24 protein-coding genes and 3 pseudogenes are annotated in these 26,516 nt (G+C 70.7%); 15 read left to right on the top strand and 12 right to left on the bottom strand.

Going from position 1 to position 26,516, the window contains the following annotated elements:
• The 6 genes from pelF (at position 1) to AB5J55_RS40730 (ending at position 6,349) form a co-directional block, all read left to right on the top strand.
• Positions 1–1,512, top strand: coding sequence for a GT4 family glycosyltransferase PelF (pelF, locus tag AB5J55_RS40705; RefSeq protein WP_369275455.1), 1,512 nt, complete (start codon positions 1–3; stop codon positions 1,510–1,512).
• The gene (locus tag AB5J55_RS40710) at positions 1,509–2,921 is read left to right on the top strand and encodes a hypothetical protein (protein ID WP_369275456.1); all 1,413 of its coding nucleotides are present in this window, start codon (positions 1,509–1,511) and stop codon (positions 2,919–2,921) included. The genes pelF and AB5J55_RS40710 overlap by 4 nt, the downstream gene beginning before the upstream one ends.
• A gap of 88 nt (positions 2,922–3,009) precedes the next feature.
• The gene (locus AB5J55_RS40715) at positions 3,010–4,011 is read left to right on the top strand and encodes a GDP-mannose 4,6-dehydratase (RefSeq protein ID WP_369275457.1); all 1,002 of its coding nucleotides are present in this window, start codon (positions 3,010–3,012) and stop codon (positions 4,009–4,011) included.
• A gap of 32 nt (positions 4,012–4,043) precedes the next feature.
• Entirely contained in the window at positions 4,044–4,757 is a 714-nt protein-coding gene (locus AB5J55_RS40720) for an NDP-sugar synthase (protein ID WP_369275458.1), read from the top strand.
• A 6-nt stretch (positions 4,758–4,763) separates the two neighbouring features.
• Entirely contained in the window at positions 4,764–5,690 is a 927-nt protein-coding gene (locus AB5J55_RS40725) for an NAD-dependent epimerase/dehydratase family protein (RefSeq protein ID WP_369275459.1), read from the top strand.
• Positions 5,687–6,349 (top strand): spherulation-specific family 4 protein, encoded by a 663-nt coding sequence (locus AB5J55_RS40730; protein ID WP_369275460.1) that lies wholly within the window; start codon positions 5,687–5,689, stop codon positions 6,347–6,349. Before AB5J55_RS40725 ends, AB5J55_RS40730 begins: the two co-directional genes overlap by 4 nt.
• Positions 6,350–6,407: 58 nt before the next feature.
• Here AB5J55_RS40730 and AB5J55_RS40735 read toward each other — a convergent pair.
• Positions 6,408–7,211 (bottom strand): annotated as a pseudogene (locus AB5J55_RS40735) (SDR family NAD(P)-dependent oxidoreductase).
• Between the two features lie 82 nt (positions 7,212–7,293).
• Here AB5J55_RS40735 and AB5J55_RS40740 point away from each other — a divergent pair.
• Complete coding sequence (locus AB5J55_RS40740) at positions 7,294–7,887, top strand: TetR/AcrR family transcriptional regulator (protein ID WP_369275461.1); 594 nt, start codon at positions 7,294–7,296, stop codon at positions 7,885–7,887.
• Positions 7,888–8,009: 122 nt separating this feature from the next.
• Here AB5J55_RS40740 and AB5J55_RS40745 read toward each other — a convergent pair whose 3' ends face one another.
• The 4 genes from AB5J55_RS40745 to AB5J55_RS40760 form a co-directional block, all read right to left on the bottom strand.
• The gene (locus AB5J55_RS40745; protein ID WP_369275462.1) at positions 8,010–8,516 is read right to left on the bottom strand and encodes a GNAT family N-acetyltransferase; all 507 of its coding nucleotides are present in this window, start codon (positions 8,514–8,516) and stop codon (positions 8,010–8,012) included.
• A gap of 240 nt (positions 8,517–8,756) precedes the next feature.
• Complete coding sequence (locus tag AB5J55_RS40750; protein WP_369275463.1) at positions 8,757–11,729, bottom strand: hypothetical protein; 2,973 nt, start codon at positions 11,727–11,729, stop codon at positions 8,757–8,759.
• A gap of 136 nt (positions 11,730–11,865) precedes the next feature.
• The gene (locus tag AB5J55_RS40755) at positions 11,866–12,918 is read right to left on the bottom strand and encodes an alcohol dehydrogenase catalytic domain-containing protein (RefSeq protein WP_369275464.1); all 1,053 of its coding nucleotides are present in this window, start codon (positions 12,916–12,918) and stop codon (positions 11,866–11,868) included.
• 24 nt (positions 12,919–12,942) lie between these two features.
• Positions 12,943–13,950 (bottom strand): NADP-dependent oxidoreductase, encoded by a 1,008-nt coding sequence (locus AB5J55_RS40760; RefSeq protein ID WP_369275465.1) that lies wholly within the window; start codon positions 13,948–13,950, stop codon positions 12,943–12,945.
• Between the two features lie 217 nt (positions 13,951–14,167).
• On the opposite strand from AB5J55_RS40760, the gene AB5J55_RS40765 reads away from it, so the two are divergent.
• The 3 genes from AB5J55_RS40765 (at position 14,168) to AB5J55_RS40775 (ending at position 16,942) form a co-directional block, all read left to right on the top strand.
• On the top strand, positions 14,168–15,133 hold the full coding sequence (locus AB5J55_RS40765; protein ID WP_369275466.1) for a YihY/virulence factor BrkB family protein: 966 nt from the start codon (positions 14,168–14,170) through the stop codon (positions 15,131–15,133).
• A gap of 190 nt (positions 15,134–15,323) precedes the next feature.
• The gene (locus AB5J55_RS40770; RefSeq protein WP_369275467.1) at positions 15,324–15,569 is read left to right on the top strand and encodes a DUF5133 domain-containing protein; all 246 of its coding nucleotides are present in this window, start codon (positions 15,324–15,326) and stop codon (positions 15,567–15,569) included.
• 86 nt (positions 15,570–15,655) lie between these two features.
• Positions 15,656–16,942 (top strand): DUF4241 domain-containing protein, encoded by a 1,287-nt coding sequence (locus AB5J55_RS40775; protein ID WP_369275468.1) that lies wholly within the window; start codon positions 15,656–15,658, stop codon positions 16,940–16,942.
• A gap of 12 nt (positions 16,943–16,954) precedes the next feature.
• On the opposite strand, the gene AB5J55_RS40780 is transcribed toward AB5J55_RS40775, so the two are convergent.
• Together AB5J55_RS40780 and AB5J55_RS40785 are read right to left on the bottom strand one after the other, a co-directional pair.
• Positions 16,955–17,287, bottom strand: coding sequence for a hypothetical protein (locus AB5J55_RS40780; RefSeq protein WP_369275469.1), 333 nt, complete (start codon positions 17,285–17,287; stop codon positions 16,955–16,957).
• 265 nt (positions 17,288–17,552) lie between these two features.
• Complete coding sequence (locus tag AB5J55_RS40785) at positions 17,553–18,524, bottom strand: serine hydrolase (protein WP_369275470.1); 972 nt, start codon at positions 18,522–18,524, stop codon at positions 17,553–17,555.
• Positions 18,525–18,852: 328 nt separating this feature from the next.
• Here AB5J55_RS40785 and AB5J55_RS40790 point away from each other — a divergent pair, with 328 nt between their 5' ends.
• Both AB5J55_RS40790 and AB5J55_RS40795 read left to right on the top strand, forming a co-directional pair.
• Entirely contained in the window at positions 18,853–20,055 is a 1,203-nt protein-coding gene (locus AB5J55_RS40790) for a cytochrome P450 (RefSeq protein ID WP_369275471.1), read from the top strand.
• The gene (locus tag AB5J55_RS40795) at positions 20,052–20,273 is read left to right on the top strand and encodes a ferredoxin (RefSeq protein ID WP_369275472.1); all 222 of its coding nucleotides are present in this window, start codon (positions 20,052–20,054) and stop codon (positions 20,271–20,273) included. Before AB5J55_RS40790 ends, AB5J55_RS40795 begins: the two co-directional genes overlap by 4 nt.
• 183 nt (positions 20,274–20,456) lie before the next feature.
• Here AB5J55_RS40795 and AB5J55_RS40800 read toward each other — a convergent pair whose 3' ends face one another.
• From AB5J55_RS40800 to AB5J55_RS40810, 3 genes and pseudogenes are all read right to left on the bottom strand, one after another.
• Positions 20,457–20,879: a hypothetical protein gene (locus AB5J55_RS40800; RefSeq protein ID WP_369275473.1), complete on the bottom strand. Its 423-nt coding sequence runs from the start codon at positions 20,877–20,879 to the stop codon at positions 20,457–20,459.
• A 341-nt stretch (positions 20,880–21,220) separates the two neighbouring features.
• Positions 21,221–21,517: pseudogene (locus tag AB5J55_RS40805) on the bottom strand (FAD-dependent oxidoreductase); the annotation flags it as partial.
• A 115-nt stretch (positions 21,518–21,632) separates the two neighbouring features.
• A complete protein-coding gene (locus AB5J55_RS40810) occupies positions 21,633–22,124 on the bottom strand; it encodes a flavin reductase family protein (RefSeq protein ID WP_369275474.1) in 492 nt (163 codons plus the stop codon).
• A 191-nt stretch (positions 22,125–22,315) separates the two neighbouring features.
• Between AB5J55_RS40810 and AB5J55_RS40815 the strand changes: the two genes are divergently transcribed.
• Complete coding sequence (locus AB5J55_RS40815) at positions 22,316–22,774, top strand: SRPBCC family protein (protein ID WP_369275475.1); 459 nt, start codon at positions 22,316–22,318, stop codon at positions 22,772–22,774.
• Positions 22,775–22,912: 138 nt separating this feature from the next.
• Positions 22,913–23,191 (top strand): annotated as a pseudogene (locus AB5J55_RS40820) (transcriptional regulator); the annotation flags it as partial.
• 7 nt (positions 23,192–23,198) lie between these two features.
• On the opposite strand, the gene AB5J55_RS40825 reads toward AB5J55_RS40820, so the two are convergent.
• Positions 23,199–23,948 carry a TioE family transcriptional regulator gene (locus AB5J55_RS40825; RefSeq protein ID WP_369275476.1) on the bottom strand — a complete coding sequence of 250 codons (750 nt, stop codon included), beginning with the start codon at positions 23,946–23,948 and terminating at the stop codon, positions 23,199–23,201.
• Between the two features lie 58 nt (positions 23,949–24,006).
• On the opposite strand from AB5J55_RS40825, the gene AB5J55_RS40830 reads away from it, so the two are divergent.
• The gene (locus AB5J55_RS40830) at positions 24,007–25,218 is read left to right on the top strand and encodes an erythromycin esterase family protein (RefSeq protein WP_369275477.1); all 1,212 of its coding nucleotides are present in this window, start codon (positions 24,007–24,009) and stop codon (positions 25,216–25,218) included.
• A gap of 2 nt (positions 25,219–25,220) precedes the next feature.
• Here the strand turns inward: AB5J55_RS40830 and AB5J55_RS40835 are convergent, their stop codons facing one another.
• Positions 25,221–26,180 carry an SDR family oxidoreductase gene (locus AB5J55_RS40835; RefSeq protein ID WP_369275478.1) on the bottom strand — a complete coding sequence of 320 codons (960 nt, stop codon included), beginning with the start codon at positions 26,178–26,180 and terminating at the stop codon, positions 25,221–25,223.
• Positions 26,181–26,516: the final 336 nt, after the last annotated feature.

The raw sequence follows: 26,516 nt of genomic DNA on the forward strand, positions 1-26,516 counted from the left end.
ATGCACGTTCACCACGGCGCGCGACGCAACGACGCCGCGCGCGTCACCCTGCTCACCGAAGGCACCTACCCGCACAGTCACGGCGGTGTGAGCGTCTGGTGCGACCAGCTCGTCACCGGCATGCCCGACATCGAGTTCGACGTCATCGCCGTCACCGGCACCGGACGGGAGCCGCTCGTGTGGGACCTCCCCGACCATGTCCGCGGCGTCCTGTCCATGCCCATGTGGGGCGCCGCTCCGGAAGGCCGCCCACCGCGCGGCCGGTCCCGCAGGCGGCTCACCGACGCGTACGAGCGGTTCCTGACCGCGCTCGTCGACCCCGGCGCCGAGGGCGGCTTCGCACCCGCCCTGCACACCATGGCGCGGGCGGCGGCGAGCGGCGAACTCAGCCCTTTCCTGCGGGGCGACACGGCGATCACCATCCTGACCGCCGTATGGACGCGTCCCGGGCTGGCCGTGCGCGAGGCGCGGCCGACCCTGCACGACGCGCTCACCGCCACCGCCCTGCTCGAACACGCGCTGCGCCCGCTGGCCGCACCGTCGCCGCAGGACGGCGTCGCGCACGCCGTCAGCGGAGGCGTCGCCGTCCTGCCGGGGCTCGCCGCACGCGAGCGGTACGGGGTCCCGCTGCTGCTCACCGAGCACGGGGTCTATCTGCGCGAGCGCTACCTCGGATACCGCACCGCGCCGTACCGCTGGCCCGTCAAGGCGGTGATCCTCGGCTTCTTCCGGCTGCTGGCGGAGGAGAGTTACCGCCAGGCGGCCCTGATCACCCCGGGCAATCGCTACAACCGGCTGTGGGAGGAGCAGGGCGGCGCCGACCCGGAGTCGATCCGCACCGTCTACAACGGCGTCGATCCCGCCGCGTTCCCGCCGGCCGGTCCGGAGCCGGAGACCCTCACCCTGAGCTGGGCCGGGCGGGTCGACCCGATCAAGGACCTGGAGACCCTGATCCGCGCCTTCGCCCTCGTCCGGGACCGGCTGCCGGACGCCCGCCTGCGGTTGTTCGGGGGCACGCCCCGCGGCGGAGAGGCATACCGCGAGCGCTGCGAGGCCCTGGCCGCAGAGCTGGGGCACGGCGACGCGGTGACCTTCGAGGGCCGCGTCGACGACATCAAGGACGCCTACGCGGCCGGGAACGTGGTGATGCTGTCCAGCATCAGCGAGGGCTTCCCGTTCACGCTGATCGAGGCCATGTCGTGCGGCCGGGCGACCGTCTCCACCGATGTCGGAGGGGTGCGCGAGGCCGTCGGCGACACCGGCCTGGTGGTGCCGCCGCGCGACCCGGCCGCCATGGCCGCCGCCGCCCTGGAACTGCTGGACGACCCCGTCCGGCGCCGGGCGATGGGCGAGGCGGCGCGGCTGCGGGTGATCGAGCAGTTCACCCTGCGGCAGACCATCGACACGTTCCGCGCCATCTACCACGAACTGGCCGCAGGGAAAGCGGAGTTGCCCGCCAGAGTCGTGCTGCCCGCCCCCGCGGTCACCGGCACGAGGAGCCTCACCGGATGAGCGGACCGATATCCCTCGAACCCGGCGACGCGGGGCAGGACACCCTTGCCCTGCGGCTGGCCGAACCCCGTCCGCCGCGCCGCCGCCCACGCTGGGCCCTGGACGATGCCACACTCGCGATACGGCTGCCGGGCCACGGTCCCGACGAGGAGGCGGTGAGCACGCTCGCCGCCGAACTCGCCGACGCCATAGGGCCCGCCGTCCATCCCTACGAGGTGGCGGCCCTGCTGGAGGCGGAGGGCCTGTCCGCCTCGCTGATCAAGGAGCGGTACGGCCACCCCAACCTCTTCTCGCTGGCGACCGCGCTGTACGAGAGGGTGCCCCGCACGTTCCCCGAGCCGCCACCGGCGACCGACCCATGGCGACCCGACACCCTGCGCTGCCTGCTGCGCGGCGTGCTCTTCGCGTTGCCCGCCCTGGCCTACCTGCTCATCGCGCCGCTGTGGCCCATCGACCGGCACGCCCCCGTACTGATCGTCGCGGGCATCGCCTCGTGGGCGTGGGGACAGGCACTGGGCCATCGCGCGCACCTGCGGCTGGTGACCGGACGCCGGGAGGCGTCAGGCACGTTGCTGACCGGGTCCGCGCTGGGCGCCGCGGTGGCCACGGCCCTCGCCGCGCTGCCCGCCGACGGCGTGTTGGCCATCGGAGTGGCGGCGGCCCAGTCGCTGTACCTGGCCGGAGCGAGCGTGCTGCTCGTCCTGGGCCGCGAGCGACTGCTGCTGGCCGCGCTCAGCCCGCTCATCGCGGGCGCCGCGGTGCTCCCGTGGTGGGAGCCCGGACCGGAACTGCGGGTCGGGCTGCCCCTCCTGGCCCTGCTGGGCACGTCGGTGGCCGCCGCACGAGTCCTGTGGGCGGGGCGCGCAGGCCAGGCAGCGTCCGACGCCGGGCGGCCGCGACTTCGCGCATCCGTGCCGTACGGCCTGTTCGGACTCGCCGCGGCGGTGCTCGTCATGCTGGAAGGCCGGCGGCAGCCGTACGCGGTGATCGCACTGACCCTCAGCATGGGCCCCGCGGAGTGGCTGCTGTACCGCTACCGCGGCTGGTCGGTCGCCGCGTTACGGGTCAGCGCGACCCCCGGTACGTTCCTGGTGCGCTCGGCCGCGGTGCTCGGCCTGTGCCTGTCCGGCTATCTGCTGTTGCTGCTGCCGGCGGCCCTGCTCACCGACTCCGAGGCCTCGCTCCTCCTGCTCGCGGCGGCCCTGTGGACCGCCCTGCTCCTGCAGGCGTTCGGGGTGGCCTGGCCGCCCGCCGTTCTCTGCCTGGCCGCCGCCGGCGCGGCCGGAGCGGTGACCTTGCTGCACCTGCCACCCGGACCGGCCGTGCTGCCGTCCGCCTGCGGTGTGGCCGCGGTCTGTCTCGCGGCCTGCGCGATACGCCTGCTCGGCCGGCCCTCCCCGCACGCCTGACCACGCGAACCACCCCTGGCGGACCACGGACCCGCAGCCCGTCCACACCGGGTCTCCCGTCCGACGACCACTACGAAGGGACAACGAGTTGACCTCCGCACCGCTCGCCGCCGTCACCGGAGCAGAAGGCTTCATCGGCTCGCATCTCACCGAGGCGCTGGTCGCCTCCGGCCACCGTGTGAGGGCCATGGCCCAGTACAACTCCTTCTCCTCCTACGGCTGGTTGGAGACCCTGCCCTCCGACGTCCTCGACCAGGTGGAGATCGTCCTCGGCGACGTACGAGATCCCGGCTCGGTACGCGGCCTGCTCGACGGCGCCGACTGCGCCTACCACTTGGCCGCGCTCATCGCGATCCCGTACTCCTACCAGGCCCCGCACAGCTACGTGGACACCAATGTCACCGGCACCCTCAACGTGCTGGAGGCGGTGCGCACCCTGGAGACGCCGCGCCTGGTGCACACCTCGACCAGCGAGACGTACGGCACCGCGCAGACCGTGCCGATCACCGAGGACCACCCCATCAACACGCAGTCCCCGTACGCCGCTTCGAAGGCGGGCGGTGACCGGCTGGCCGACAGCTACCACGCCAGTTTCGGCACCCCCGTGGTGACGCTGCGGCCCTTCAACACCTTCGGCCCGCGCCAGTCGATGCGCGCGGTCATCCCCACCGTCATCGGTCAGGTGGCGGCAGGGCAGCGCACCATCACGCTCGGCGACCTGCGTCCCACCCGGGACTTCACCTTCGTCGAGGACACCGCGCGGGCGTTCCTCGCGGTGGGCACCGCCCCGGCCGAGCAGGTCGTCGGCCGCACCTTCAACGCCGGGACCGGCGGCGAGATCTCCGTCGGTGACCTCGTCGCGCTGATCGGCAAGGTCATGGACGCCCCCCTCGACGTCCGCGAGGACGCCGAACGCCTGCGGCCCGCGGCTTCCGAGGTGATGCGGCTCGTCGCCGACGCGAGCCGGCTGGCCGCCGCGACCGGCTGGCAGCCCGGCCACACGCTGGAGGAAGGGCTCGCGCGAACCGCCCGGTGGTTCGTCGATCCGGCCAACCTGGCCCGCTACAAGACCGGCATCTACAACATCTGACCCGTCCGGCACGTACCCGCAGGAGGTATGTCATGCATGCAGTCATCCTGGCCGGAGGGAAGGGCGTCCGGCTGCGGCCGTACACCACCGCGCTGCCCAAGCCGCTCGTCCCCATCGGCGACCAGCACGCCATTCTGGAGATCGTGCTGCGCCAGCTGTCCACGGCCGGCTTCACGCGCTGCACCATCGCCATCGGCCACCTCGGCGAGATCATCCGTGCCTACGTCGGCGACGGCACCCAGTGGGGCCTGAGCGTCGACTACGCCACCGAGGAGAGCCCGCTCGGCACCATGGGCCCCCTGCTCACCCTGCGCGACCGGCTGCCCGAGAACTTCCTGGTCATGAACGGCGATGTGCTCACCGACCTCGACTACGCCGACGTGCTGCGCAGGCACGAGGCGTCCGGCACGCCCCTGACCATCGCCACCTACGCCCGCAAGGTGCACATCGACTTCGGGGTGCTGACCACCGACGCCAGCCGGGTGGTCGCCTTCACCGAGAAGCCCAGCATCGACTACCGGGTTTCCATGGGCGTCTACGGCGTCTCCCGGGCCACCCTCGACGGCTACACGCCCGGGCTGCCGCTCGGCTTCGACGAGCTGGTGATGGACCTGCTCGCGGCCGGACGCCCGCCGCACGCCTACGAGTTCGACGGCTACTGGCTGGACATCGGCCGCCCCGACGACTACGACCGGGCCAACGCGGAGTTCACCAGCCGCAAGTCGCTGCTGCTCAAGGGGGCCTGAGGAGCCATGCACATCCTCGTACTCGGCGCCACCGGCTACCTGGGCACGCACGTCGCCGAGCACCTGCGCACCCTGCCCGACGCGCGGGTCCTCGTCGGCGGCCGCTCGCCTGCCGCCGACGTCAGGGTGGACCTGGCCGCCGATCGTCCGCAGGAACTGGCGGCGGCTCTGGCCGACGTCGCGCCCGACGCCGTCGTCAACTGCGCCGGCGCGACCGGGGGCGACACCGTCACCCTCGCGGAGGTGAACGCCCGCGGCCCGGCCGTGCTGTGCGCGGCACTGCGGGCTGCGGCGCCCGGGGCCCGCCTGGTCCATCTGGGCTCGGCAGCCGAGTACGGAACCACCGGGGCCGGAGCGCGGGTCACGGAGTCGGCGGCGACCCGGCCGGCCGGCCCGTACGGCGCGACCAAGCTGGCCGGCACGGTGGCGGTGACCGCGTCCGGGCTGGACGCGGTGGTGCTGCGGGTGGGGAACCCGGTGGGCCCGGGGGCCCCGCCCACCGGGCTGCCCGGCCGCGTCGCCGCTCTGCTCGCGGGCGCCGGGGACGACCCGGTGGCGACGCTGCGGCTCGGTGACCTCTCCGCATACCGCGACTTCGTGGACGTACGCGACGTGGCGCGGGCGGCCCAACTGGCGGTCACCGCCGCGGGACCACTGCCGCCGGTGCTCAACATCGGCGGCGGTGACGCCCGTCCGGTGCGGGACCTGGTGCGGGGGCTCGCGGACGCGGCCGGTTTCCGCGGCCGGATCGACGAGGCGGAGTCCGGCGGATCGGCCCGCTCCGCGCAGGTGTCGTGGCAGTGCTCGGACATCACCGCCGCCCGCGACGCCCTGGGTTGGTCGCCGTCCCACACCCTCGACGCGTCTCTGGAGGCACTGTGGGCGGCCATCCGCCCACGGGCCCGCAGCGCCGAGGGGGCTCCGGCGCGGTGAGCCTGCTGATTCCGCTGTACGTGCATCCGGCCGAGGACCCGGGCGCCTGGCACCGGCTCATCACGCGCGCCGCGCGCACCTACGGCGTCGTACTGAACCCGGCGAACGGCCCCGGCCGGGCCCCGGATCCGGCGTTCGTCAAGGCGGCCGAGGCACTGCGCGCGGCCGGAGCCCGCCTGCTGGGCTACCTGGACACGGACTACGGAGCCCGTGAACCCGCCGAGATCACCGCGGATCTGCGCCGGCATCAGGAGTGGTACGCCGTCGACGGCTGCTTCCTGGACCAGGTGCCGGCAGCCCCGGACGCGTTGCCGGACTGCCGCCGCCTGGTCCGCTCCGCCCGCCGCCTCGGGGCCTCGACCGTCGTCCTCAACCCCGGCGTCCATCCCGCGCCCGGTTACGCCCGGCTCGCCGACCTTACGGTCACCTTCGAGGGCCCCTGGTCGAGGTACGTGTCGGACTTCAGCCGCCCCTCGTGGACCGAGCGACTGCCCGCCGACCGGCTGTGCCACCTCGTCTACGGCGTGCCCGAACCGCTCGTGCCGCTCGCCATGAGGACCGCGCAGGAGCGGGGCGCGGGTGTGTGCGGACCGGTGACGGGAGAACCACCCAACCCCTGGTCCGGGCTGACGCCGGCGCTGACCGAGGCGGACAGGTGAGGCGGGACGTCTCGGCCGTCCACCTTGTTGACCGTGGTTGATCCGACCGCGTCCCTCGTCATGCCGCGTCGGCCGTGAGCCGGCCGATGACCCTGATGACCTGCCGTCGGGTGGCCAGGCGGCGGGCGAGGAAGGCCATCACCCGGTTCATGCGCCCTGCGATGACGCTGGGCGGCGGGTTCCTGCGGTCCAGGGTGCCGAGCGCGGTGCGGACGACGTCGACGGGGGAGGCGAGCCGCATCCCTCCGGCGGCCTGCGTGGTGCCCGCGACGTCGAAGAACTCGGTCCGGGTGGCGCCGGGGGACAGCGCCAGCACCCGCAGACCCGTGCCCCGCGACTCCTCCCACAACGCCTCGGTGAGGCTCAGCACGAAGGCCTTCGTCGCCCCGTAGAGCGCCATCCGCGGGTTGGGCTGGTAGGCGGCCATGCTCGCCACGTTGACGAGTACCCCGCGCCCTGCCGTACGCAGTTGCTCGATGAAGGCGTGGCTGATGTCGGCCACCGCGGTCACGTCGACGGCGATCTCCCGGCGCATCCGTTCCGGATCCGTGCGGTGGAAGGGACCGAAGGTGGCGAACCCGGCGTTGTTGATCAGGCTGGTGACGTGCAGGCCGAGCCGCTCGACGTGCGCGGCCAGCGCCTACCCGGGATTGTCCGTGGCCAGGTCCATCGGGACCACGTGGACCTGGATCCGGCGATCTGCACGCAGCTCGGCCGCCAGCTCCTCCAGACGTTCCCTGCGGCGGGCGACCAGCACCAGATCCGAACCGCGGGCGGCGAGCTGACGGGCGAACTCTGCGCCGAGACCCGCGCTGGCTCCGGTGATCAGTGTGGTCTGCCCGTGGTAGTCGACGGCTGTCATGGCTGCCCTTCTTTCAGTCGCTGCTTTTCTGGCAGTTAATGCCAGGTAGGCGGCTGCTGTCTAGAGGAGTAGCCTGATGTTCATGACGACCTTGTGGGACCGCTCGCGGCAGGTCGCCGTCCAGGAAATCCTGGACACGGCGGTTCGCCTGTTCGCCGAGCAGGGCTATGAGCGGACGACGATCGCGCAGATCGCACGCGAGGCAGGGATCTCGCAGCGGTCTCTGTTCCGCTACTTCGGCACCAAGGAGGACCTGGTCTGCGGGGACCAGGAAGCGCTGGGCGAGCTGCTGAAGCGGACCGTCGAGCAGCAGCCGGCCGAGGCGTCCGTCTGGGATGCCCTGCGTGCCGGATTCGAGGTCGTCCTGACCGCCAACCACACCCCGGAGCGGGTGCTGGAGCTGTCCCGTCTCATCTTCGACACTCCCTCACTGCACGCCCGCTACATCGAGAAGCGGCTGCGCTGGCAGGCCGCACTCGTCCCGGTCGTCCAGGCACGGCTGGGCGCCGCGTCCGGCCCGGGCCCGGCCCCCGACCCGCGTGCCAAGGCGATCGTCGCGACGGTCTTCGCCTGTATCGACACGGCGACCGAGCTCTGGGCCAGGCACGACGGACGACTCGACCTGGCCGACCTGTACGACGAGTGCCTCGCGGCCGTGCGGGGCGGCCGCGGCTGAGTGGCGGTCGGCGCCCCCAGGGCGAAGACGCGATCATCCCCGGTCAGGATTCTCCAGACCGGCGAAGGCCTGGCAGAGGTCGCGGTGCGAGGCCGGTGCCGTGGCCTCGCACCGCGGGCCGGTCAGATGCCGAACGGCGCGGCGTAGCGGACGGTTCCGCCGGGCAGCGGGTGGGCGGCGTCCAACGTGAGGGCCATCAGGGCCTCGTCGGGTACGTCGATGGTCAGGCCGATGCCGTGTGCGGAGGCCCGGTTGAAGCCGAACCGGGGGTAGTACGTCGGGTGCCCGAGGACGACGACGTAGTGCTCGGCCTTCTCCTTGGCCGCTGTGAGGGCGGCGCGGATGACTGCGGAGCCGGCGCCGCTGCTTTGCTGCTCGGGCCGCACGGCGCACGGGGCCAGGCACAGGGCCGGGACCTCGCCGATGTGGCAGCGGGTCAGCAGGGCGTAGCCGACGGGGCGGCCGTCGTCGTCCGTGGCGACGAGAGACAGGCCCTCGATCCAGGCGGGGTCGGCGCGCAGTGCGTCGACGAGGTCGGCCTCCAAGGGAGTCTCGAACGCGGCCAGGTTGATGTCGCGGACGGCGGGGATGTCGGCGCTGGTCTCAGCGCGCGTGATCCAGTTGCGCATGATGGATGATGATCCGTTTCAATGTGGTGTTCGTGCAGGCGCCCCGCGAGCTCACGCTCCCAGCGAGGGCGGACAGGATGGCGTCAGGCCACGGCCCGGGACGTGAGGGAGACCCGGACACTGCGCACGGTGGCCACGAGCGCGGTCATCGACCCCACCTCCCTGTTCTCTGATCACCTGTTGACACGAACAGCCGTCAGCATACACAGGGCGCCTGCGTGAGGTGCCGTGCCGTCGGGATCACTCCTCCCGGCACACCGTACGAGGGTCGGCCCCCTTGCGGCCCGGCGGTGCGGAGAGCGGCTGGTCGCTTCCCGCCGGGCGCCCGCACACGGTCGCCGAGCGCACCTTGTGGTCGCGGTAGGTGACCCGCACGATCTTGTAGCCGTGCCCCCGCTGGTCGGCGTACGGCTGACTGCCCGCGAAACTGACCGTGCCGACCGGCAGGTTCGGGTTGGGGCGCCAGCGCAGGTCGGCCCAGGTCTCCGGAGCGGTCTGCGGGGCGTCGCCGTTCTTCGAGGCCCGGTACAGCACCGCGGTGGCGCTGTAGGCCAGTACCGACTGACCGCTGGAGAACAGCGCGTCGTTCCACGGCCGGGCGGGGTCGGCGAGCGCGGTCGCCGACGTGCCCGCCGGGAGCAGCTCGCTGAGCACGCGGTGGGAGTCCTGGTAGAAGCCGGTCGCGCCGACGAGGTCCATCGGTGCCAACGCGAAGTGGTACAGGGTGACCTCCGGTGGGATGCGCAGACTCTCGCCCTCGTCGTAGTTGCTCTTGGTCAGGTCGTCGCCGGTGAACACGGTCATGTGCTGCCCGGAGCAGCCCGGCGTGGAGCCGAGCTGGGACATCAGGTTGGGGACGTCCTCCACCCGGCCCGCGAAGTACAGGGCCCGGGGTACGGGGTCACTGGCGCAGATCGCCTCGACCGGGTCGGTGAGTTCCGGTTCGCCGTTGGGGCTGAGCCGGTAGGACCGGGAGGGAAGCAAGGTGAAGCCGGCCCGGTCCAGCATGCCCTTGCCCACTCTGGCCTGCTCGGTCGTGTAGAAGTCCTTCTCGCTGCCGACCTTGCGGGCCAGCACCACGGCCCGGCCGTCGTCCTCGCGCCGGGCGAGCTGCTTGGCGACGACGAGCAGCGCGTTCGCCTCCTCCTCGTCGGTGGCGGCCAGACCGAACCAGTTCGACAACTCCCGCGCCAGATGGCTCCCGGAGTTGGTGGTGCTCACCACGGGCAGGCCCGCGCCCTTGAGGATCTCCACGGCGTCATCGCTCTCCGTCGTGTCCCGTCCCAGGCCGACGACGCCGACGACCGACCGGTCGCGCCGGGCCAGCTCGGCTATGTGCCGGGCCATGGGCAGCACTTGGAGCATGTTCTCGCCCGCGTTGGCCAGCAGGACTCTTATCTTCGTCGGCTGGTGGGTGCTGACATTGGCGTAGCGCTGGTAGAGGTAGACGCCCGTGATCTCCTCGAGCCCCTTGCGGGTGCCGGACTCGTCGGCCGCGGTGACCGGGCCGGCGTAGACGATCGTCACGTACTTGTCCTTCGGACCGATCTTCGCGTTCTCGGCCCGGATCGCCTGCTCGACGGCGTCGAAGGTGATGCCCTTGCCGGCGCCGTACAGTTCCAGCGCGTTGCCCGCGGCCAGCCGTACGTCCCCGGTCGCGACCCCCACGCACTCGCCGCCCACCAGGACGGAGTCCGTGTTGGAGCCGACCAGTCGGCCCTCGCAGTAGCGCTCGGCCATCCACCGGTTGCCCAGGAAGCCGAGGCCGAGGGCGATGGCGAGGACCACCGCCAGGCAGGGCCTGGACCACAGCAGCCAGGCCGCCGTACGGCGGATCCTGGTGGTGGAGTGCTGCGTGGAGTGCCGGCGGACCAACTCGTCGGCGGACAGCGGTATCCGCAGGATCCACGGCAGCGCGGCCGCGCGCCCGGGGGACTGGCCGACGTTGAGGCCGGTCACCCACTCCTGGTACCTGGCGTCCGCTCCGTAGGCGCGCTCCGGATCCGCCCCCGCGGACCCATCCGGGTACGGTGCGGCGGGCAGGCGGGGCTCCGCTGTGGGCACCCCGGACTGCTCGGATCCCGGCGGACGCAACCGCTCGGCCGCCGGGATCGCGGCCAGCACCAGCAGCGGGTCCACTTCGCTGCGGCGGCTGCGTACGTTGCTGATCGCGCGCAGCAACAGCAGGCCGCCGTCGTCCTCGGTGGCGCACGGCAGGTACACCACGGGCGGGACCGTGCGCTTACGGCGCCGCAGGTCCAGCGTCCTCGGCCGGAAGTTCTCGCGGAGGTCCTCCAGCAACGCCAGCACCCGCAGCTCCAAATGGAACTGACGTGCCGTCACATCACCTGTCTCGGCCGCGACGATCTGCTGGGCCGCGGCGAAGGCGCGGCCGCGGATGGTCTCCCAGGACTTCGTCGGCCGCCACCGCGACCACTCGGCGGCGGCCGGCCGGTCGCTCGAAGGCGCCAGGAACGTCGTGGTCGCGAACCAGCGGCTGGCTCGGCGCAGCCACAGCAGCGGCGGCGCGCTGCGCGCCAGCAGATGCGCCACGCCGAACGCGGCCAAGGCCAGGGCGCCGCCCCACACAGCCGTCTGCCAACCGCCCTCGCCCAGCAGCACGCTCAGGCAGGCGATGAACATCGCCCCCACGAAACCGGACGGGTTCACCACGGCGCCGACGGTGTCCGCCAGCGCCGAGGCGCGGTTCTCCTCGTCGGCGCCGTCCGGGTCGCGCCCCGGACGCCAGCGCAGCTCGGCCAGCCGTCGCATCAGCCGCTCGCGGCGCTGGGCCGCGGACCACACCGTGCTGACCTCACCGCCGACCTCCGGCGCGGCCTGCTCGACGGCCCGCAGCAGCCGTGAGCGCGGAAAGGCGAACGGCTTGTACTGCGACTGGCTCTGGTTGTCCCAAGGGTGCTCGCACAGCTGGCGCACCATGTCGATCGCGGAGGAGTAGGCGTCCACGCCGCCTCCGCCGTCCAGCCGTTTGGCGATCAGCCCCCGCGGCTGATGGCCCTGGCGGACGAAGTCCACGACCTGTTCCACCCGCCGGTCGAGCGTGCCGCTGTCGTCCTCCTCGGTGGCCTGCAGTACCACCAGCGGCGTCACCGGCGGGTTGTCCCGGAAGTTGTCGATGAGTCGCCTCATCAACTCGAACACGGCGTCGGCCGCCTCGATCCCGGCGCTGCCGCTCCACACCTCTCTGCCCACTCGCTCCGCCCCCGTCGCATCCGCCCGACCCGGCCCTTCCGGATCAGATGGAGATACCCACACCCAAACACCCTGCACCGTACGGGCGTTGCGATTCTCGCGATCCGTCACGAGCCGGGGTGTGAGCCGATCGGGGTCAGCCGGTGGGGTCGAGAAGGATCTTGCGGACCCCGTCCGAGCGGTCGGCGAAGAGTTCGTACGCGGCAGGGCCCTGGGAGAGGGGGAAACGGTGCGACACCACGACCTCCGGCTTGATCCGGCGCGCCTGGGCCAGCGCGATCAGGGTCGGAAGCTCGTAGTGGATCGAGCACAGCCCGATGGCGAACTCGAGTTCCTTGATCTGCGCCAGTCCCATGTGGAACGGGAACGCCTTGCTGTGGCTGACTCCGACGACACTGACCCGGCCGGCCTGCCGGACCGCCTTGAGGGCCAGCTCGATGGTGGCGTCCGAGCCCACGGCCTCCACCACCGCGTCCGGGCCACGTCCACCGGTCATCTCCCGTACGGACGTCTTCGTGTCCTCGCCCTCGACCGGTTCGACGCCCAGGGACGCGGCGAACGCGCGTCGCTCCGGGACCAGGTCCGCACCGAGCACACGCGCGGCGCCCATCGCGAAGGCGGACTGCGCGGCCATCAGGCCGACCGGACCCAGACCGATGACCAGCACGGTCTCGCCGGGCTGGATCCGGGCGCGACGGCAGCCGTACCAGGCCGTCGGAGCGTTGTCCGTCAGGACGACGGCGGCCTCGTCCGAGATGCCCTCGGGAAGGTGCACCAGGTTGATGTCGGCATGGGGCACCGCGAGCGCCTCGGCCTGGCTGCCGGGGAGCTGGGGGCTCACGCCGTAGCAGAGCTCCGTACTGGACTTGGCGTACTCGCACCGGGCGGTGAACCCGGCCGCGCAGGCCTTGCACCGGGTGCAGCCGGCCGAGGCCGGAACCAGGACCCTGTCACCGGGCTTGAAGCGGGTGACCTGGTCGCCGGTGTCGACGACCACGCCGACACACTCGTGTCCGGGTGTGTAGCCCAGTTCCGGACTGAACGGGTTGCCCTGGTAAATGTGCAGGTCACTGCCGCAGATTCCGGCCGTGGTCACCTGGACGACGGCGTGGGTGGGGCTCGTGACGGCCGGATCGGGGACGTCCGTGTAACGGATGTCGTGACGGCCGTGGTAGGTAAGTGCCTTCATCGGATCGCTCCTCCCCCTGCCGGGTCAGTCCGCGATCTTCAGCACGAGCTTGCCCCGGTTCTCACCACGGAACAGGCGCATGAGGGTGTCGGGGAACGCCGCCACGTCACCGGACACCACGTCCTCGAGTGACTTCAGCCTGCCTTCCTTCCGCCACGTGGCCATCCGGGCGATTCCCTCGGCGTATCGGTCGGCGTAGTCGAAGACCACCATGCCCGTCATGGTGGCCCGGTTGACCAGCAGCGACAGGTAGTTCGCGGGGCCTTGCGGCTTGACGCTGTTGTACTGGGAGATCGCGCCGCAGACGACGACGCGGGCGCCGCGTGCGAGCCGCAGCAGTACAGCGTCCAGGACGTCGCCGCCGACGTTGTCGAAGTACACGTCGACACCGTCGGGGGCGTGGGTGCGCAGCGCCTTGCGGATGTCCTCGTTCTGGTAGTCGATCGCGGCGTCGAACCCGAACTCGTCGACCAGCAGCCGGCACTTGGCCTCACCGCCGGCGATGCCGATGACCCGGCAGCCCATGATCTTGGCGATCTGCCCGACGACGCTGCCGACCGCTCCCGCCGCACCGGAGACGACGACCGTCTGACCCGGCTCGGGGCGCCCGATGTCGATCAGGCCGAAGTAGGCCGTCAGCCCCGACATGCCGAGGGTGCCGAGGTACGTCGCCAAGGGGGCCGCCGCCGGATCGACCTTGATCACATCCCGGCCGTCCGACAGGCAGTACTCCTGCACGCCGAACGACCCCGACACATGGTCACCGACCGCGAATCCGGAGTGCTGTGAGGCGATCACGCGTCCCACCGCACCCGCGCGCATGACCTCACCGATCTCCACCGGGCGGATGTAGGACCTGCCCGCGTTCATCCAGCCGCGCATCGCCGGATCGATCGACAGACAGAGCACCTGCACCAGGAACTCCCCGTCGCCCGGTTGTCCGACCGGCTCCTCCACGTGCTTCCAGTCGGTGGACCGCGGCTCGCCCACGGGACGCGCGGCCAGACGCACCTGGTGGTTGGTTCGGCTCATCTTCGGCGACTCCTCAGTCCTCGCAGTGACCTGTCGGCGGACATACCACCCGGTCGGTATGGCCCGTGAGCGTACGGTGCCGATGCGCGTGAGGCAAGGGATGCTGGGCTCGAGACGTGGACCCGGCTTCAGGGCATACCTGAAATCCGAGGTCGCACGAACGGGTTCGGTGGGCATTCGGTCAGGGAACAGCCGTACGACAAGGAGGGGCGAGGCCATGGGTACCGCCGTCCACGTGCCGCAGACCCGGGACATGATCGGGGAGGAGCTCTCCGGAGACGAGGCGTTCGCCGCTCTGCGCCACTACGGAGGGCTGCGGCTGCTGGCCGACTCCTTCGTGCGGTTCCGTTACGCGGACGGGTTCACCAACGCCCGAGCGCTGGCCTTCCAGGTGGTGCTCGGACTGGTTCCCTGCACCGTGGCGCTCGTCGGCCTGGCGACATCGGTGCACACCGAGGACGTGGGCCGGGTCGTCGAGCTCACGCTCGGCCGGATCGTGCCGGGAGCCAGTGCGGAGATCGTGGAGGATGCCTTCGAGGGGACGCGGCGCACCGCGCACGGCGACGTCTGGGGCACGCTCGCCCTGTGGCTCGGTCTGGGCTTCGCACTGCTGAACCTCGCCTCGGCCATGGGCCAGATCGAGCGCGGCGCCAACCGTATCTACGGGATCGAGCGCGACCGTCCCTTCCCGCGCAAATACGCGCGGGGGATAGTTCTCGCGATCGCCGCCGGTCTGCCCCTGGTACTGGGGTTCGTGGTGCTCGTCGCCGGAGAGGCCGTGGGCGACGCGGTGGCGGACACCGCCGGCTGGGCGGCCAGCGTGCCGCAGTGGTGGAGTGTGCTCGACATCCCGCTGGGGCTCGCGCTGGCCTGGGTGGCCTCCGCCGTGATCTTCCGTTGGTCGCCGCGGCGCGTCCAGCCCGGCTACACGTGGCTGGCCTTCGGCTCGGCCGTGCACCTGTTGCTGTGGGTGGCGGCCACCTGGTTGCTCGCGCTGTACGTCAAGGAGAGCGGTGCCTTCGGCGCCGTGTACGGCCCTCTCACCGCCTTCATCGCCCTGCTGCTGTGGGCCAACCTCACCGCCGTCGCACTCTTCCTCGGCATCGCGTTCGCCGCCCAGCTGGAAGCGGCCCGCGCCGGTATCGAATCACCTGTCCGGCCGGACCCAGGACCGGGCAGGTGAGGCCGGCCGGCCAACCGTTCCCCCGCGCGAGGGATCACGGCGGTCCGCAGGCATAGACCTTTCCAGGCGGGGCACTTGGAGTTCTGCTCGCGCTGCTCTGAGTCGATCGCTGGCGTGAGCCATGTATGCAGCCTGTTCCTCGCGGCGGCGTCGGCCGCCGAGCGAGCTGTGCTTTGAGAGAGGAATCGCCATGCTCCTTCCGGCTGAGAAGGAACTGCGTGCCGCGCTGGCCCGGTTCGCCGAGGCGCGCATCGCACACGACGTGCTCCCCACCGTTCGCACCAGCCGCGCTCTCGAAGACGCCACGTACACGCTGTGCGTGATCACCGGCGACCGCACCGCCGAGGACGCCCTGTCCGCGGCGGATGCACTGCTGCAGAGGTTCTGCGCCGACCGTGAGGGCCCCACGCGAGAGGCCAAGACGCTGGCCGCGTAGGAGGCCGAACCCGCGTGACGGGCCGGCGGCTCCCGCGGGACGGCATGTGAAGTGACGAGTCCGCCCTCTCCGACGCTGAGATCAACGTGATCATTGACGTGACGTACGGGGAGGGCTGGGACTCCGCCTCCCGTACGGTCCTCGGTCCCATCAGCCGGAAGCTCGCCGCGAGTCGGGACGCCGCGGGCGAGCAGTACGCCGTGGTGCTGCGCGAGCGAGGACGCCCCCAGCCGATCGCCGTGCTGAACGTCGCCTGGGCGCACGACTATGTCGGCGTGTGGGCGTACGACGAGCAGGGCCGTCGTTTCCGCGAGTTCGACCTGCGCCGCCTGGAACCCGGCCGGCTCTTCTGCCGCCACATCGCGCAGTGGAGCTACGCCACCGAGGCGATGAAGGAGTTCGCGGACGACGCGGGGCGCGTCCTCATCGACCTCTACCCGGACGGCACGGGCGGGAAGGTCGCCCAACCGAAGGGCGCCTTGGGCAGTTCGCTGCACACCCTGGCCGATGTTCCGGACGAGGAGCGCTGGGTGTCGCCTTCGGCCTTCGCCGACTGGGCATGGGCGGTGGCCCTGGTTACCGGCGGACTCGCAGACGACGTCGACCTGCGGGACGTACCGGAGGGAACTCCTCTGCGAGACGGCACGGCGCAGGACCGGAAGAGGGACGGCCGAGCCACGGTCCCCGGGTGGTGCCCGCCCCGCCCTCTGCGTCCCCGCCACCTCGACGAGATGTTCGTAGCCGGCACCCGTTTCTCACCGCCGGACACCCATGCGACCGGCCCGTACGTCGTCGAGCGCATCATCGATGCCGGTTTGCTACGGCTGCCGACAGGCCGGGTCGTCGCCTGCGATCCCGGCTGGACGGATCCCGAAGAGCCGTTCACTGTGGCCGTACGGCCCGGCAGCTACCGCATGCAGATCGCGACCGCGGCCTACCCGGTCGAGCACTGGGGCAAGTCGCTGCACATGGAGGATTTCATCGGAGCGCGCATCGTCGTCTCCGAGGAACCCACGGCTGCATGGGAGTTGGCGCTGCGGCCCGGCGAGGATGTGCGGACGCTGCGGGAGGGCGAGTTCTACGGTTTCGGCGTGGACACCGGCACCGGCTGCTTCGTCGACGCCGCGGCGGCCGGCAGGCTCACCGGCGGGGAGGACACCGTCCCGGACCACGACAGCGCCGACGGCATCTTTGCCCTCGACGACCCGGAGTCCGGGGGCAACCTCATCGGCTACCCGAGCGGTATGGGAGACGGCTCCTATCCGGTGTGGATCGGCCGGGACGCCGAGGGCGAGGTCACCTGCCTCGTCGCCGACATGCTGCTCCTGCGCCGCCAGGACCTGCTGTCCGGTCGAGACCAGCAGGACGCGTGACGGACTCGACCGTCAGCCGAGCCCTTCGGCGAGTGCGACGACGTCCTCGAGGCCGTCGACGGCGAACATGATGCGACGCAGACAGGTCATCGACATCCTCCGCCACATCTCCTTGGCCGACTTCCCGGCCGCAACGTCCCCCGCCTCCAGCCGCTCGCCCAGCCAGCGGAGGGGCCGCCGGGCGGGTGACTCCGGACTGCTCCGAGCGGAGTCCAGGAGCGGCGGACGTCTGCCCGTGCGCTCAGGCTGACGTACGCCGTGCCCGCCCGGAGCGTGTGGTGGCGGGCGGAGCCACGCCGCGTCGTCGGCGTCGGTGCGGCAGGGACGTCGGAGGAACGAGAGCACATGGCGGAACAGGGCACCAGAACGGGCCGGCTTTCGGGGTCGTGGAACCGCAGCGGCGGAGCAGAGGACGACCCTCGCCCCGCCACGACCGATCCTGCTCAACACCCGCCCCGCACACGTCAGTCACCGGTCGCGACGTCTTCCGCCGTCGGGATGAGCCCGCCGGTGCAGCGATACCTCTTACGACGCATGCGGCGACGAGCGCGGTGCTGAACCCCGGGCGCATGCGGGCTGCCGTGAGCGCGAGCGGGACAACCGAGAACCCTCACTCCGGCCAGGGCCGTGCGTGTGAGGTGGCCGCGCCGATCGCCGCTCTCGCCGCCCGTTCGACGAGTGAGATCCCGCTTTCCATCGTCGGGTTGCCGTCGCTGAGGACCGAGACGAGATACCGGTGACCGTGGACCCTGACCTGGCCGACACTGTTGATGACCCAGAGGTCGGTCGTGTTGCGCTGTAGCCAGCCGTTCTTGAGGGCCCATCGGGAGCCGGGGGAGCGGGCGGCGGACACTCCCCAGTCCTGGTCGTCCGTGACGCCGCCCATCAGGTTCCCGATGGCGGCGCGGGACTCCTGGGTCAGCCCTCTGGGAGCGGGCGGAGCCGACCGGCCCTCGGCGAAGACCGCCCGCAACAGCTTGACCTGGTCCGTTGCGGTGGTCCGGGTGAGGCCCCAGCTGCCGGGGCCGGCCTGTGTCGAGGAGAGCCCCAGCCGCTCGTTCGCTTCATCGAGTCCTTCGGCCTTGCCGATCACCCGCCACAGGGCGTCCGCCGCTGCGTTGTCGCTCGTCCGGATCATCTCCTCGGCGTACATGCGCTCCGAGTACGTCAGCTCGCGGCCCTCATCCTGTGCCTGGAGCAGCAGAGTCGCGAGGATGTTCACCTTGCTGATGCTCGCCGTGACGAAGGTCGTGTCCTCGCCGTACGAAGTGATCCGCTGATAGGCGCTGTCCAGGTCGAGCACCGCCACTGCCAACCGCGCGTCGCCGTCCGGCAGGACGGGCCGGAGTGCCCGCGCGAGGGTGGCAGGCAGGTTCTCTCGCGGCGGCGCCGCGAGCCCGGGGGCGGGCGCGCCGGCCCGCGTGTGGGGCGATTGCGCCTCGTGCGCGTGGGGCGTGCCGGCGGTGGAGCAGGCCGCGAGCGACGCCACGACTGCGGTCGCGGCGCAGGCGGCGCAGATCCGCAGGGTGTGCGTGAGGAAGTCGTGCGCTGGGTGCATCCGGTTGGGCTGTCCGTCGGGCATGGCAGGGCAGGCCTCGGTGTTCCTGTCGGGGAGGCGGAGAACAATCAGAAAATATGACAAACCGGATGCGATGGTGGTGATTGGCGTCAGGGGCGGCGTGTCGTGTCGCTCGTCGGCCGCCGGTCGGCCCAGTCCCGGGTCGCGCACTTCGGCTATTGCCTTCGCCGTCATTCATTGCAACGAGCCGTTGCGTTCGGCGGCAGAGTCATTGCTTCAATTCGCCGCGTTTGACCTGGTGTTAAGGACTCAAGTGGATTGACTTGATTGTGAATGCAACGTAGCTTTCGGGCATCGCAAAGCACGTGGTATCGCGAGATGAGGAATGGCCATGAGCGAGTCCGTCCACACCGTCACGACGCTGCCGACGAAGCGTCAGTCCGGCTGCCCCTTCGACCCGCCGGCAGAGCTGCTCGATGCCCGTCGGCACGGCCCCATCAGCCGCTTCACCCACGATGGCGGAAAACCCGGCTGGCTGATCACCGGCTACGACCTGGTCAGGTCGGTCCTGGCCGACTCGCGGTTCAGCTCGCGCAAGGAGCTCCTGAATGTGGGTGACTTCGAGGTTCCTCCGGCGCCGCCCGGCGAGTTCCTCCTGATGGACGAGCCGCAGCACGGGCGCTATCGCAAGCCGCTGGTGGGCAAGTTCACGGTAAGGCGGATGCGGCTCCTCACCGAGCGCATCGAGCAGATCACCGCCGACTGCCTGGACGCCATGGAGAAGGCCGGGCCTCCGACCGACCTGGTGAGCGCGTTCGCCAAGCCCATCCCGACCATCGTCATCTGCGAGCTGCTGGGCGTGCCGTACCAGGACCGGGGCTCATTCCAGGAGCAGATCGACACATTCATGGGAGGGGAGACGAGCGACGAGGAACTGATAGCGGCCTACACCGCAACCCAGGAGTACCTCGCCCAACTGGTGGCCGCCAAGCGCGCGAACCCCACCGACGACGTGCTCAGCGAGCTCACCGACAGCGACCTCACCGACGAGGAGCTGAAGGGGATCAGCCTGATCCTGCTGGCCGCCGGATTCGACACCACGGCGAACATGCTGTCCCTCGGCACCTTCGCGCTCCTTCAGAATCCGGCGCAACTGGCCGCGCTGCGCGCCGACCCCGCGCTCACCGACAGGGCCGTGGAGGAACTGCTGCGGTACCTGAGCGTCGCCAAGACGTTCATGAGGACGGCCATCGAGGACGTCGAGCTGGGCGGCCGAACCATCAAGGCCGGCACGACCGTCGTCCTGTCCTACAACACCGCCAACCGCGACCCCGAACGCTTCGCCGACCCCCACACGCTCGACCTCCAACGGCCGGACACGGCCGGGCACCTGGCCTTCAGCCACGGCATCCACCAATGCCTGGGCCAGCAACTGGCCCGCGTCGAGATGCGGGTCGCCTTCCGCGCGCTGATCGACCGGTTCCCCACGCTGCGTCTGGCCGTACCGGCTGAAGAAGTCGGCCTGCGCCCGGAGACCGCCGACATCTACGGAGTGAAGAGCCTCCCCGTCACCTGGGACAAGGAGGACTCATGAGAACGACGCACCTGAACGTCGACCGAGAGCGCTGCATCGGCGCCGGGATGTGCGCCCTGACCGCCCCCGATGTCTTCGACCAGGATCCGGACGACGGCCGCGTGCTCCTGCTGCACGCCGAGCCACCCTCCGCCCATCGCGCGGCCGCAAAGACGGCCGCTGGGGTGTGCCCTTCCGGGGCGATCACCCTGCGCGAGCCGGAATCCGGCGGCCCCTGACGTCCGGGCCGCCTCGTTCCCGCTCCGGAGTCAGTTCGACACCTGTTGCGGTGGGCAAGCTCCTTTGCACCGGCGTTGAGCTGCATCAACCACGTGGGCAGGATCCACGCCCTGGGGCGCGCGCTGAGTACGGAGGAGAGAGGACAGGCGCGACGCTCCCCGGTGAGCGCGCCCAGGCGCTGGTCAGCAGTTGCGGATCGACCAGACCGGCTCCCAGTCCACGTCCGGTGCGTCGGTGCTGACCGGGAAGGTCTGGATCACGTTGCCGTTCTGCCCGTAGATCGTCGCCTGGGCGTTGTCGGTCTGGCTGTTCATGACCTCGCCCGTGCCGTGCCAGTTCGACAGGTAGTAACGGCTGCAGGCGTACAGGAAGAAGACCCGCCACTGGTTGACCGTGGGGTCCCAGACGCCGGCGCAGAAGTTGCCCGTGTCGCAGGTGATGTGATCGCCGGCGGGCACCAGCTGCGAGGGGGCGGCCGGCGAGATCGTCGGGGAGACGGCGGACGCGGCCGAGGACGCAGCCTGGGCCGAGCCGGTGGCGAAGACTGAGGCCAGCACCAGGGTCATGGTGCCGACCGCGCCGAGAAGGGATCGCAGGGGACGCATGGGTTCCGTTGCTCCTGTAGGTGTCGAACGGCGGGTGTGAGGACGGGCGGATGCCGGTCGTGGCGACCGACGGGAGCGCGTGCGAAGGGGTCCTCTGCGAGACCGGGCTGTTCCGGACTGGCAGAGGTGGTGCGCACAGCAACCTAGAGGGCCGTCGGCCCCGACGGTCCCTGACAGATGTCAGGGACCCGCACCGAGTCATTGCGTGTCACGAGTGCAACTGGCGTATGAGGAAGGGGAGTTCATCGCGCCGCAGCCGCCACGGGAAAGTGCGGAGCGAACTGCCGAGCCCCCTCCCCTCGCCGCCGACGACGCCCGTCACGGGGCCCGCGTGCCCGGGCTCATGTCACGGGCGTGAACTCGGGCAGGATGAGGGCCGAATGGGCCGGTCGTCCCTCCGCGGGGGGGCATCGCGCTGAGGTTGCGCAGCATGTCGTTGCGCTGCTCCAAAGCGTGAGTGGTGGTCGGGAAAGTGCGGCATCCCCCTCGCCGACCAACTCCTGGTTCGAGGTCACGAACGCACGGGTGTTGCGTTCGTAGGCGGCGAAGCCCGCGGTGTGGTCCCGGCCGGCCAAGGAGCCGGCGAGCATGTACGCGCCGACGATCGCGAGACTGGAGCACTGTCCGGTGAGGAGCGAGCGCTCGCCAACGGCCTGTGCACGAACGGACAGTGGGCCGGCTGGTCACCGGCATCAGGGAGCCCGCGTCCGGGACGCAGGTATTCAGCAGGACCGTTCAGTCCACTCAGCCCACTCAGTCCACCGGATGCCCGGGCTCAATGGAGAGGGCATCGGAGAGCCTCAGTAGCGCCGGGCCGTCAGTGTTCCCGCCCTCGCTGCACTGCACGGGATCCAGGACGAAGCCGACGTGGTCGCCGGCGTCGATCTTCTGCTCGATGCTCCCGACGAACCACGCGCACGAGTCCTGCAGTACGGCGGCCCCACTGTGCCCAGGGGCCCAATCAGTACGCGCGAACTTGTCCACCTGGTGACCGGTCTCGCCACCGAACAGGGCAGCGAGCTCCTGCTGCTCCCGGGTCAGCAGATGTACGGCGAGGAAGTCGGCCGCGCAGGCCACCTCATACGTGCGGTTCACCTTCGACAGCCACACCACGAACCGCAGCGGCCGGATGGAGCACTGCGAGGCGAACCCCACGAGGCAGCCCGCCCGCTCCGCGCCCGCCGTGGCCGTGACGACGTACATGTCGGGGTTGAGCCTGCCGGTGAAAGCGTCCATGCCCACCATATTCACCTATCCGCCCGCTCCCGCCGGCACATGAACCGGCACCGTCGGGACCCGCGGGCGGCCGGACCCCGTCGGGCTCGGTGGCGGACGCTGCCGCACTGCTCAATTTGGCCGCCCTCGTTGCCGCGCTCCTCGCCTCGCGAGATGCTCGGTGGTCCCATAGGGTCACGGTGCCGATACGAGGAGCGCTGATGTCAGGACAATTTGAAGCGACGGTCGAGGTCGATCGACCTGTCGAGGCTGTGTTCGACTACCTCGCCGACGGGCGCAACGATCCGCAATTCAGTCCCCGAGTGCTCGGGATCGAGCGGGTTCCGGACACCCCGACCGCCGTCGGAACGGTCTTCCGCAGCACGGTCAAGGACGCCGGCATGAAGACGGCCAGGGAATTCCGCATCACCGACCTCCAAGCCCCGGTGCGCATCCGGTGGGCCGAGGTGTCGAAGAACACCGTCACGGCCCGCGAAGGCGGCTACGACCTGGAGTCACTGGCCGGGGGCAGGACTCGGGTCCGTATTTACAACGTTCTGGAGGGCCACGGCGTCGGCAAGCTCCTCGTAGGCCTGGCGCTCGCCGCCGCCCGCAAGGATGCCGACGCCTTCGGCACCCGGATCAAGGCAGCGGCTGAAGCGGCGATCGCCCAGCGCTGACGCCTTTCGTGAGCGCGGCGGCTCGCTCCACCTCGCGGACCGGCTCGTCAAGCTCGACGGTGAGGTCTACCGGTTCGACGCGCGCCGCGCACATGCGAACCCGGCCGCGTCTGGACCCGCCGCTGTGGCCCGGCCTGGCTCGCCCGCCTGCACTACCTCACCCGCACCGACCACGCCCGCACCGCAGCCCGCGAGGCCGGCCTCACCGTCACCGACCGCACCCTCAAGGCATGGCTGGACGGCAGGCGAAGCCCATCGAGGGCGAACCTGGCACGCATCGAGACCGCATACCGGGCGGTGCGCCGTCACAATGTCTCCCGCTACCTGCTGGCCCGCCTCAACCGCGAAGGCCGCGGCACCCGGGTCGAGTTCCACCCGCTCAACCAGTCCCAGGTCGACCGCCCGCGCCAGCGCGTCCGAACTTTCATCCGCGCTTACGGAGGTACGCCTCCAGCTCCGCGGCCCCGGTCAGCATCGCCCGCCCGCGGGCGGACAGCCGGCTGCGCCAGTCGCACAGTGCGGCCTCCAGGGGTTCCAGACCGCCGGCCCTCCGTACCTGGTCGATCAGCGGGGCGATCTGCTCCAGCAGGTAGCCGCCCCTCCTGAGTTGATGGGCCAACCGGGCGTCCCGCACGTCGGCCTCGACGTAGCGGCGGTACCCGGTCCGTGGGTCACGGCGAGGGGTCACCAGCCCGGCGCGCTCCCACTTGCGCAGCGTCGCGGGCCGGATGCCGAGTTCCTCTGCCAGCGGCCCGATGAACGTGCCGCCGGGCCCGGAGACCGTGACTGGCTCGGACCCCCCACCCGGCTCGGCCGCCGTAGTGGGCGCCAGGTCGCGCAGGGCGCTTTCCACTGCCTGGAGGGTCCGCCGGTCGTCGAGGAGTTGGGCGTGGCTCTCGTCGATGAGTCGGAACGCCTCGTCGTCCCCGCCCTGATTTACGGCCCGCATGATCGACGCCGCCGTCTGGTGGCCGTGGCCGGGCAACAGGGCAAGAAACGCGCGCAGGGCCCCCGCGTGCAGCGAGGTGTAGGTGCGGTAGCCGTGGGGTGTGCGGTCGGCGGCCGGAAGGATGCCGGCCTCCTCGTAGTTCCGGACCGCCTGCGTGGACAGACCGTGCCCGCGCGCCAGATCAACCGGCCTGAGCCGTTCCGCGATTTGAAGGTTCTGTCCCATGTTCCTGCCGATATCGCGAGAAACTTTCAACCGAAGGTTCAACGATACCGTTGAAGGCATGGCGACTCACCTCAAGGATTCCATCGAAGCCTTCGACGCTGCGGCAGTCATGAGACGGCTGCCCGCCCGGCCCCGGCTGCTCGCCCTGGGCGAGCCCACCCACGGGGAGGACGCACTGCTCGAACTGCGCAACGAGCTGTTCCGGCAACTCGTCGAGCAGGAGGACTACCGGACCATCACGATCGAGAGCGACTGCATGATGGGCCTGGCCGTGGACGACTACGTCACCTCCGGCAGAGGGTCTCTCGATGAGGTCATGAAGCACGGGTTCAGCCACGGCTGGGGCGCCCACGCGGCCAACCGCGACCTCGTGCGCTGGATGCGCGCCCACAACGACGGCCGGCCCGCGTCCGAGCAACTCCGCTTCGCCGGTTTCGACGGCCCGTTGGAGATCACCGGCGCCGCGAGCCCCCGACAGGCCCTCACCGCACTCCACGGCTACCTCGCGGCCCGAGTGGACGCGGATCTGCTCCCCTGCACCGCGGAAACGCTGGACCGCCTGCTCGGTGCCGACGACCGGTGGACCGACCCCGCCGCGATGATGGACCCGGCCCAGTCCGTGGGACAGTCGGCCGACGCCGGTCAACTGCGGCTGCTCGCCGACGATCTGGTCGCGCTGCTCGACGCCCAGACTCCGCACCTGCTCAAGGCGACCTCGCGGGAAGACTGGGACCGGGCACGCCTGTACGGACGCACCGCGACCGGCTTGCTGCGCTACCACCACTGGATGGCCGACACCTCACCGGCCCGCATGGCCCGGCTGTGCGCCCAGCGGGATCTGATGATGTCCCACAACCTCCTCGCCGTTGCCACTCGCGGCCCGGCATTCATCCACGCCCACAACTCCCATCTCCAACGAGAGAAGAGCACGATGCAGATGTGGGAGGGGCCGGTGCAATGGTGGAGCGCCGGTGCACTGGTGAGCGCCCAACTCGGCCCGGAGTACGCCTTCGTGGCCACGACCCTCGGCACGATCCGACACCAGGGAGTGGACACCCCGCCCCCGGACACCCTCGAAGGGCTCCTGTACGCCCTCCCGGACGACCGCTACGTCATCGACGCCCCGCGCCTGGCCTCCGCCCTCGGTGACGCGCGGCCCGTGCTCCGCAAATCCCCCTGGTTCGGCTACGCCCCGTTCGACCCTGCCCACCTGGCGGTCACGGATGGCATCGTCTTCGTGAAGGACGTCCAGGACGTCCCGCACAGCTGAGGTCAGCGAAATGAGTCGATGTTCTCGCTCACCCAGTCGTCGTAAGTGCGCATCGGGCGGCCGATGATGTCCCGCACGGACGGCCGCTGGTCGACCGTCCACTGAAGGAGTTCGTCGAAGCGCGCGCCGTACTCCTCAAGTGCGTACAACGTCACGTCGATCGCACCGTCCGGCCAGCCGCGGCGTCGCCAGATCGCCCGACTCTCATCCGCCGACAGATCAACCGTGCCGATCTCGCGGCCGAGAGCGGTCGCGATGCTCCGTATCCGTGAACGTGTGCTCAACGGTGGGCCCACGGCCTCGACCACCGTCCCGGTGTAGTCATCGCTGATCAGCGCTGCGGCCGCGACGGCGGCGAGGTCCGCCTCGTGGATGAAGGGGTAGTGGCCTTGATTGAGGAAAGCCTCCCGGACCACCCCGTCGGCGCGGACGCTGTCGGACCAGTCCGATCCTGTTGCCGGGTAGGTGCCCTCAAGGACGGCACCCATCACAGCCGACGGCCGGATGTGCGTCCAGGCGATGCCCGAGCGCTCCACCGCTTTCTCGATCGCCAGCCAGAACCAGGTCTCCGGCGGATTGGCCTCTTCGTACTCGGGCCCATGAGACGACAACACGACGACCTTGCCGGCGCGGGCATTTCGCGCCAGGGCGAGGGCGTCCTGGACCGTAGACGGACGGGCACCGGCGAGGAACACGGCCTCAACACCGTCGAAGGCCCACTCGCACTCCAGCGGACGGGTGATGGATCCTTCCACGACGTCGACCGTGTCAGGCCAGCCACCACACTGGTCCGGCTCCGCCATCACCCGCACTTGGCGACCCAAGTCAAGCAGTTGTCGGGCCAGGCACCGGCCGACGATCCCGGTCGGACTGTTGCCTTCATCCTTGCGCGGGCTGACGACGGTCAGCAGGCAGATGCCTTCGGTGACCGGCTTCTTCTCACTCTGCTCGAACCTGTCCACAGCAAGACCTTCCAACGCGTCAGCGGAGATCTTGCACCGGGACCGGCCCCGGGCACCGGACGGCGTCCGTCGTGCCTCATGGCCGCAGGGCCCCACGGCTGCGGATCGAGGCCGGGAAGTCTAGCAGGGTGTACCGCGACAACTTCGTTGACTGCAGGCCCAGTAGGGCGCGGGCAGCCGTAGGGCGGGGACGGCTTCACCGGAGATATCCAGGTGTCCGGTTCGGCCTGACTGCAATTCCTGTGCAGGAGAGGCCTGCAGGACGCGATCTGTTGATGGTAGGCGTTGAGGACATCGGCGGGCGGCCGAGCGGATGACATGTGCGCTGACGAACGA

Source organism: Streptomyces sp. R11, from assembly GCF_041051905.1.
In the GTDB taxonomy this organism is placed as follows: Bacteria; Actinomycetota; Actinomycetes; order Streptomycetales; family Streptomycetaceae; genus Streptomyces.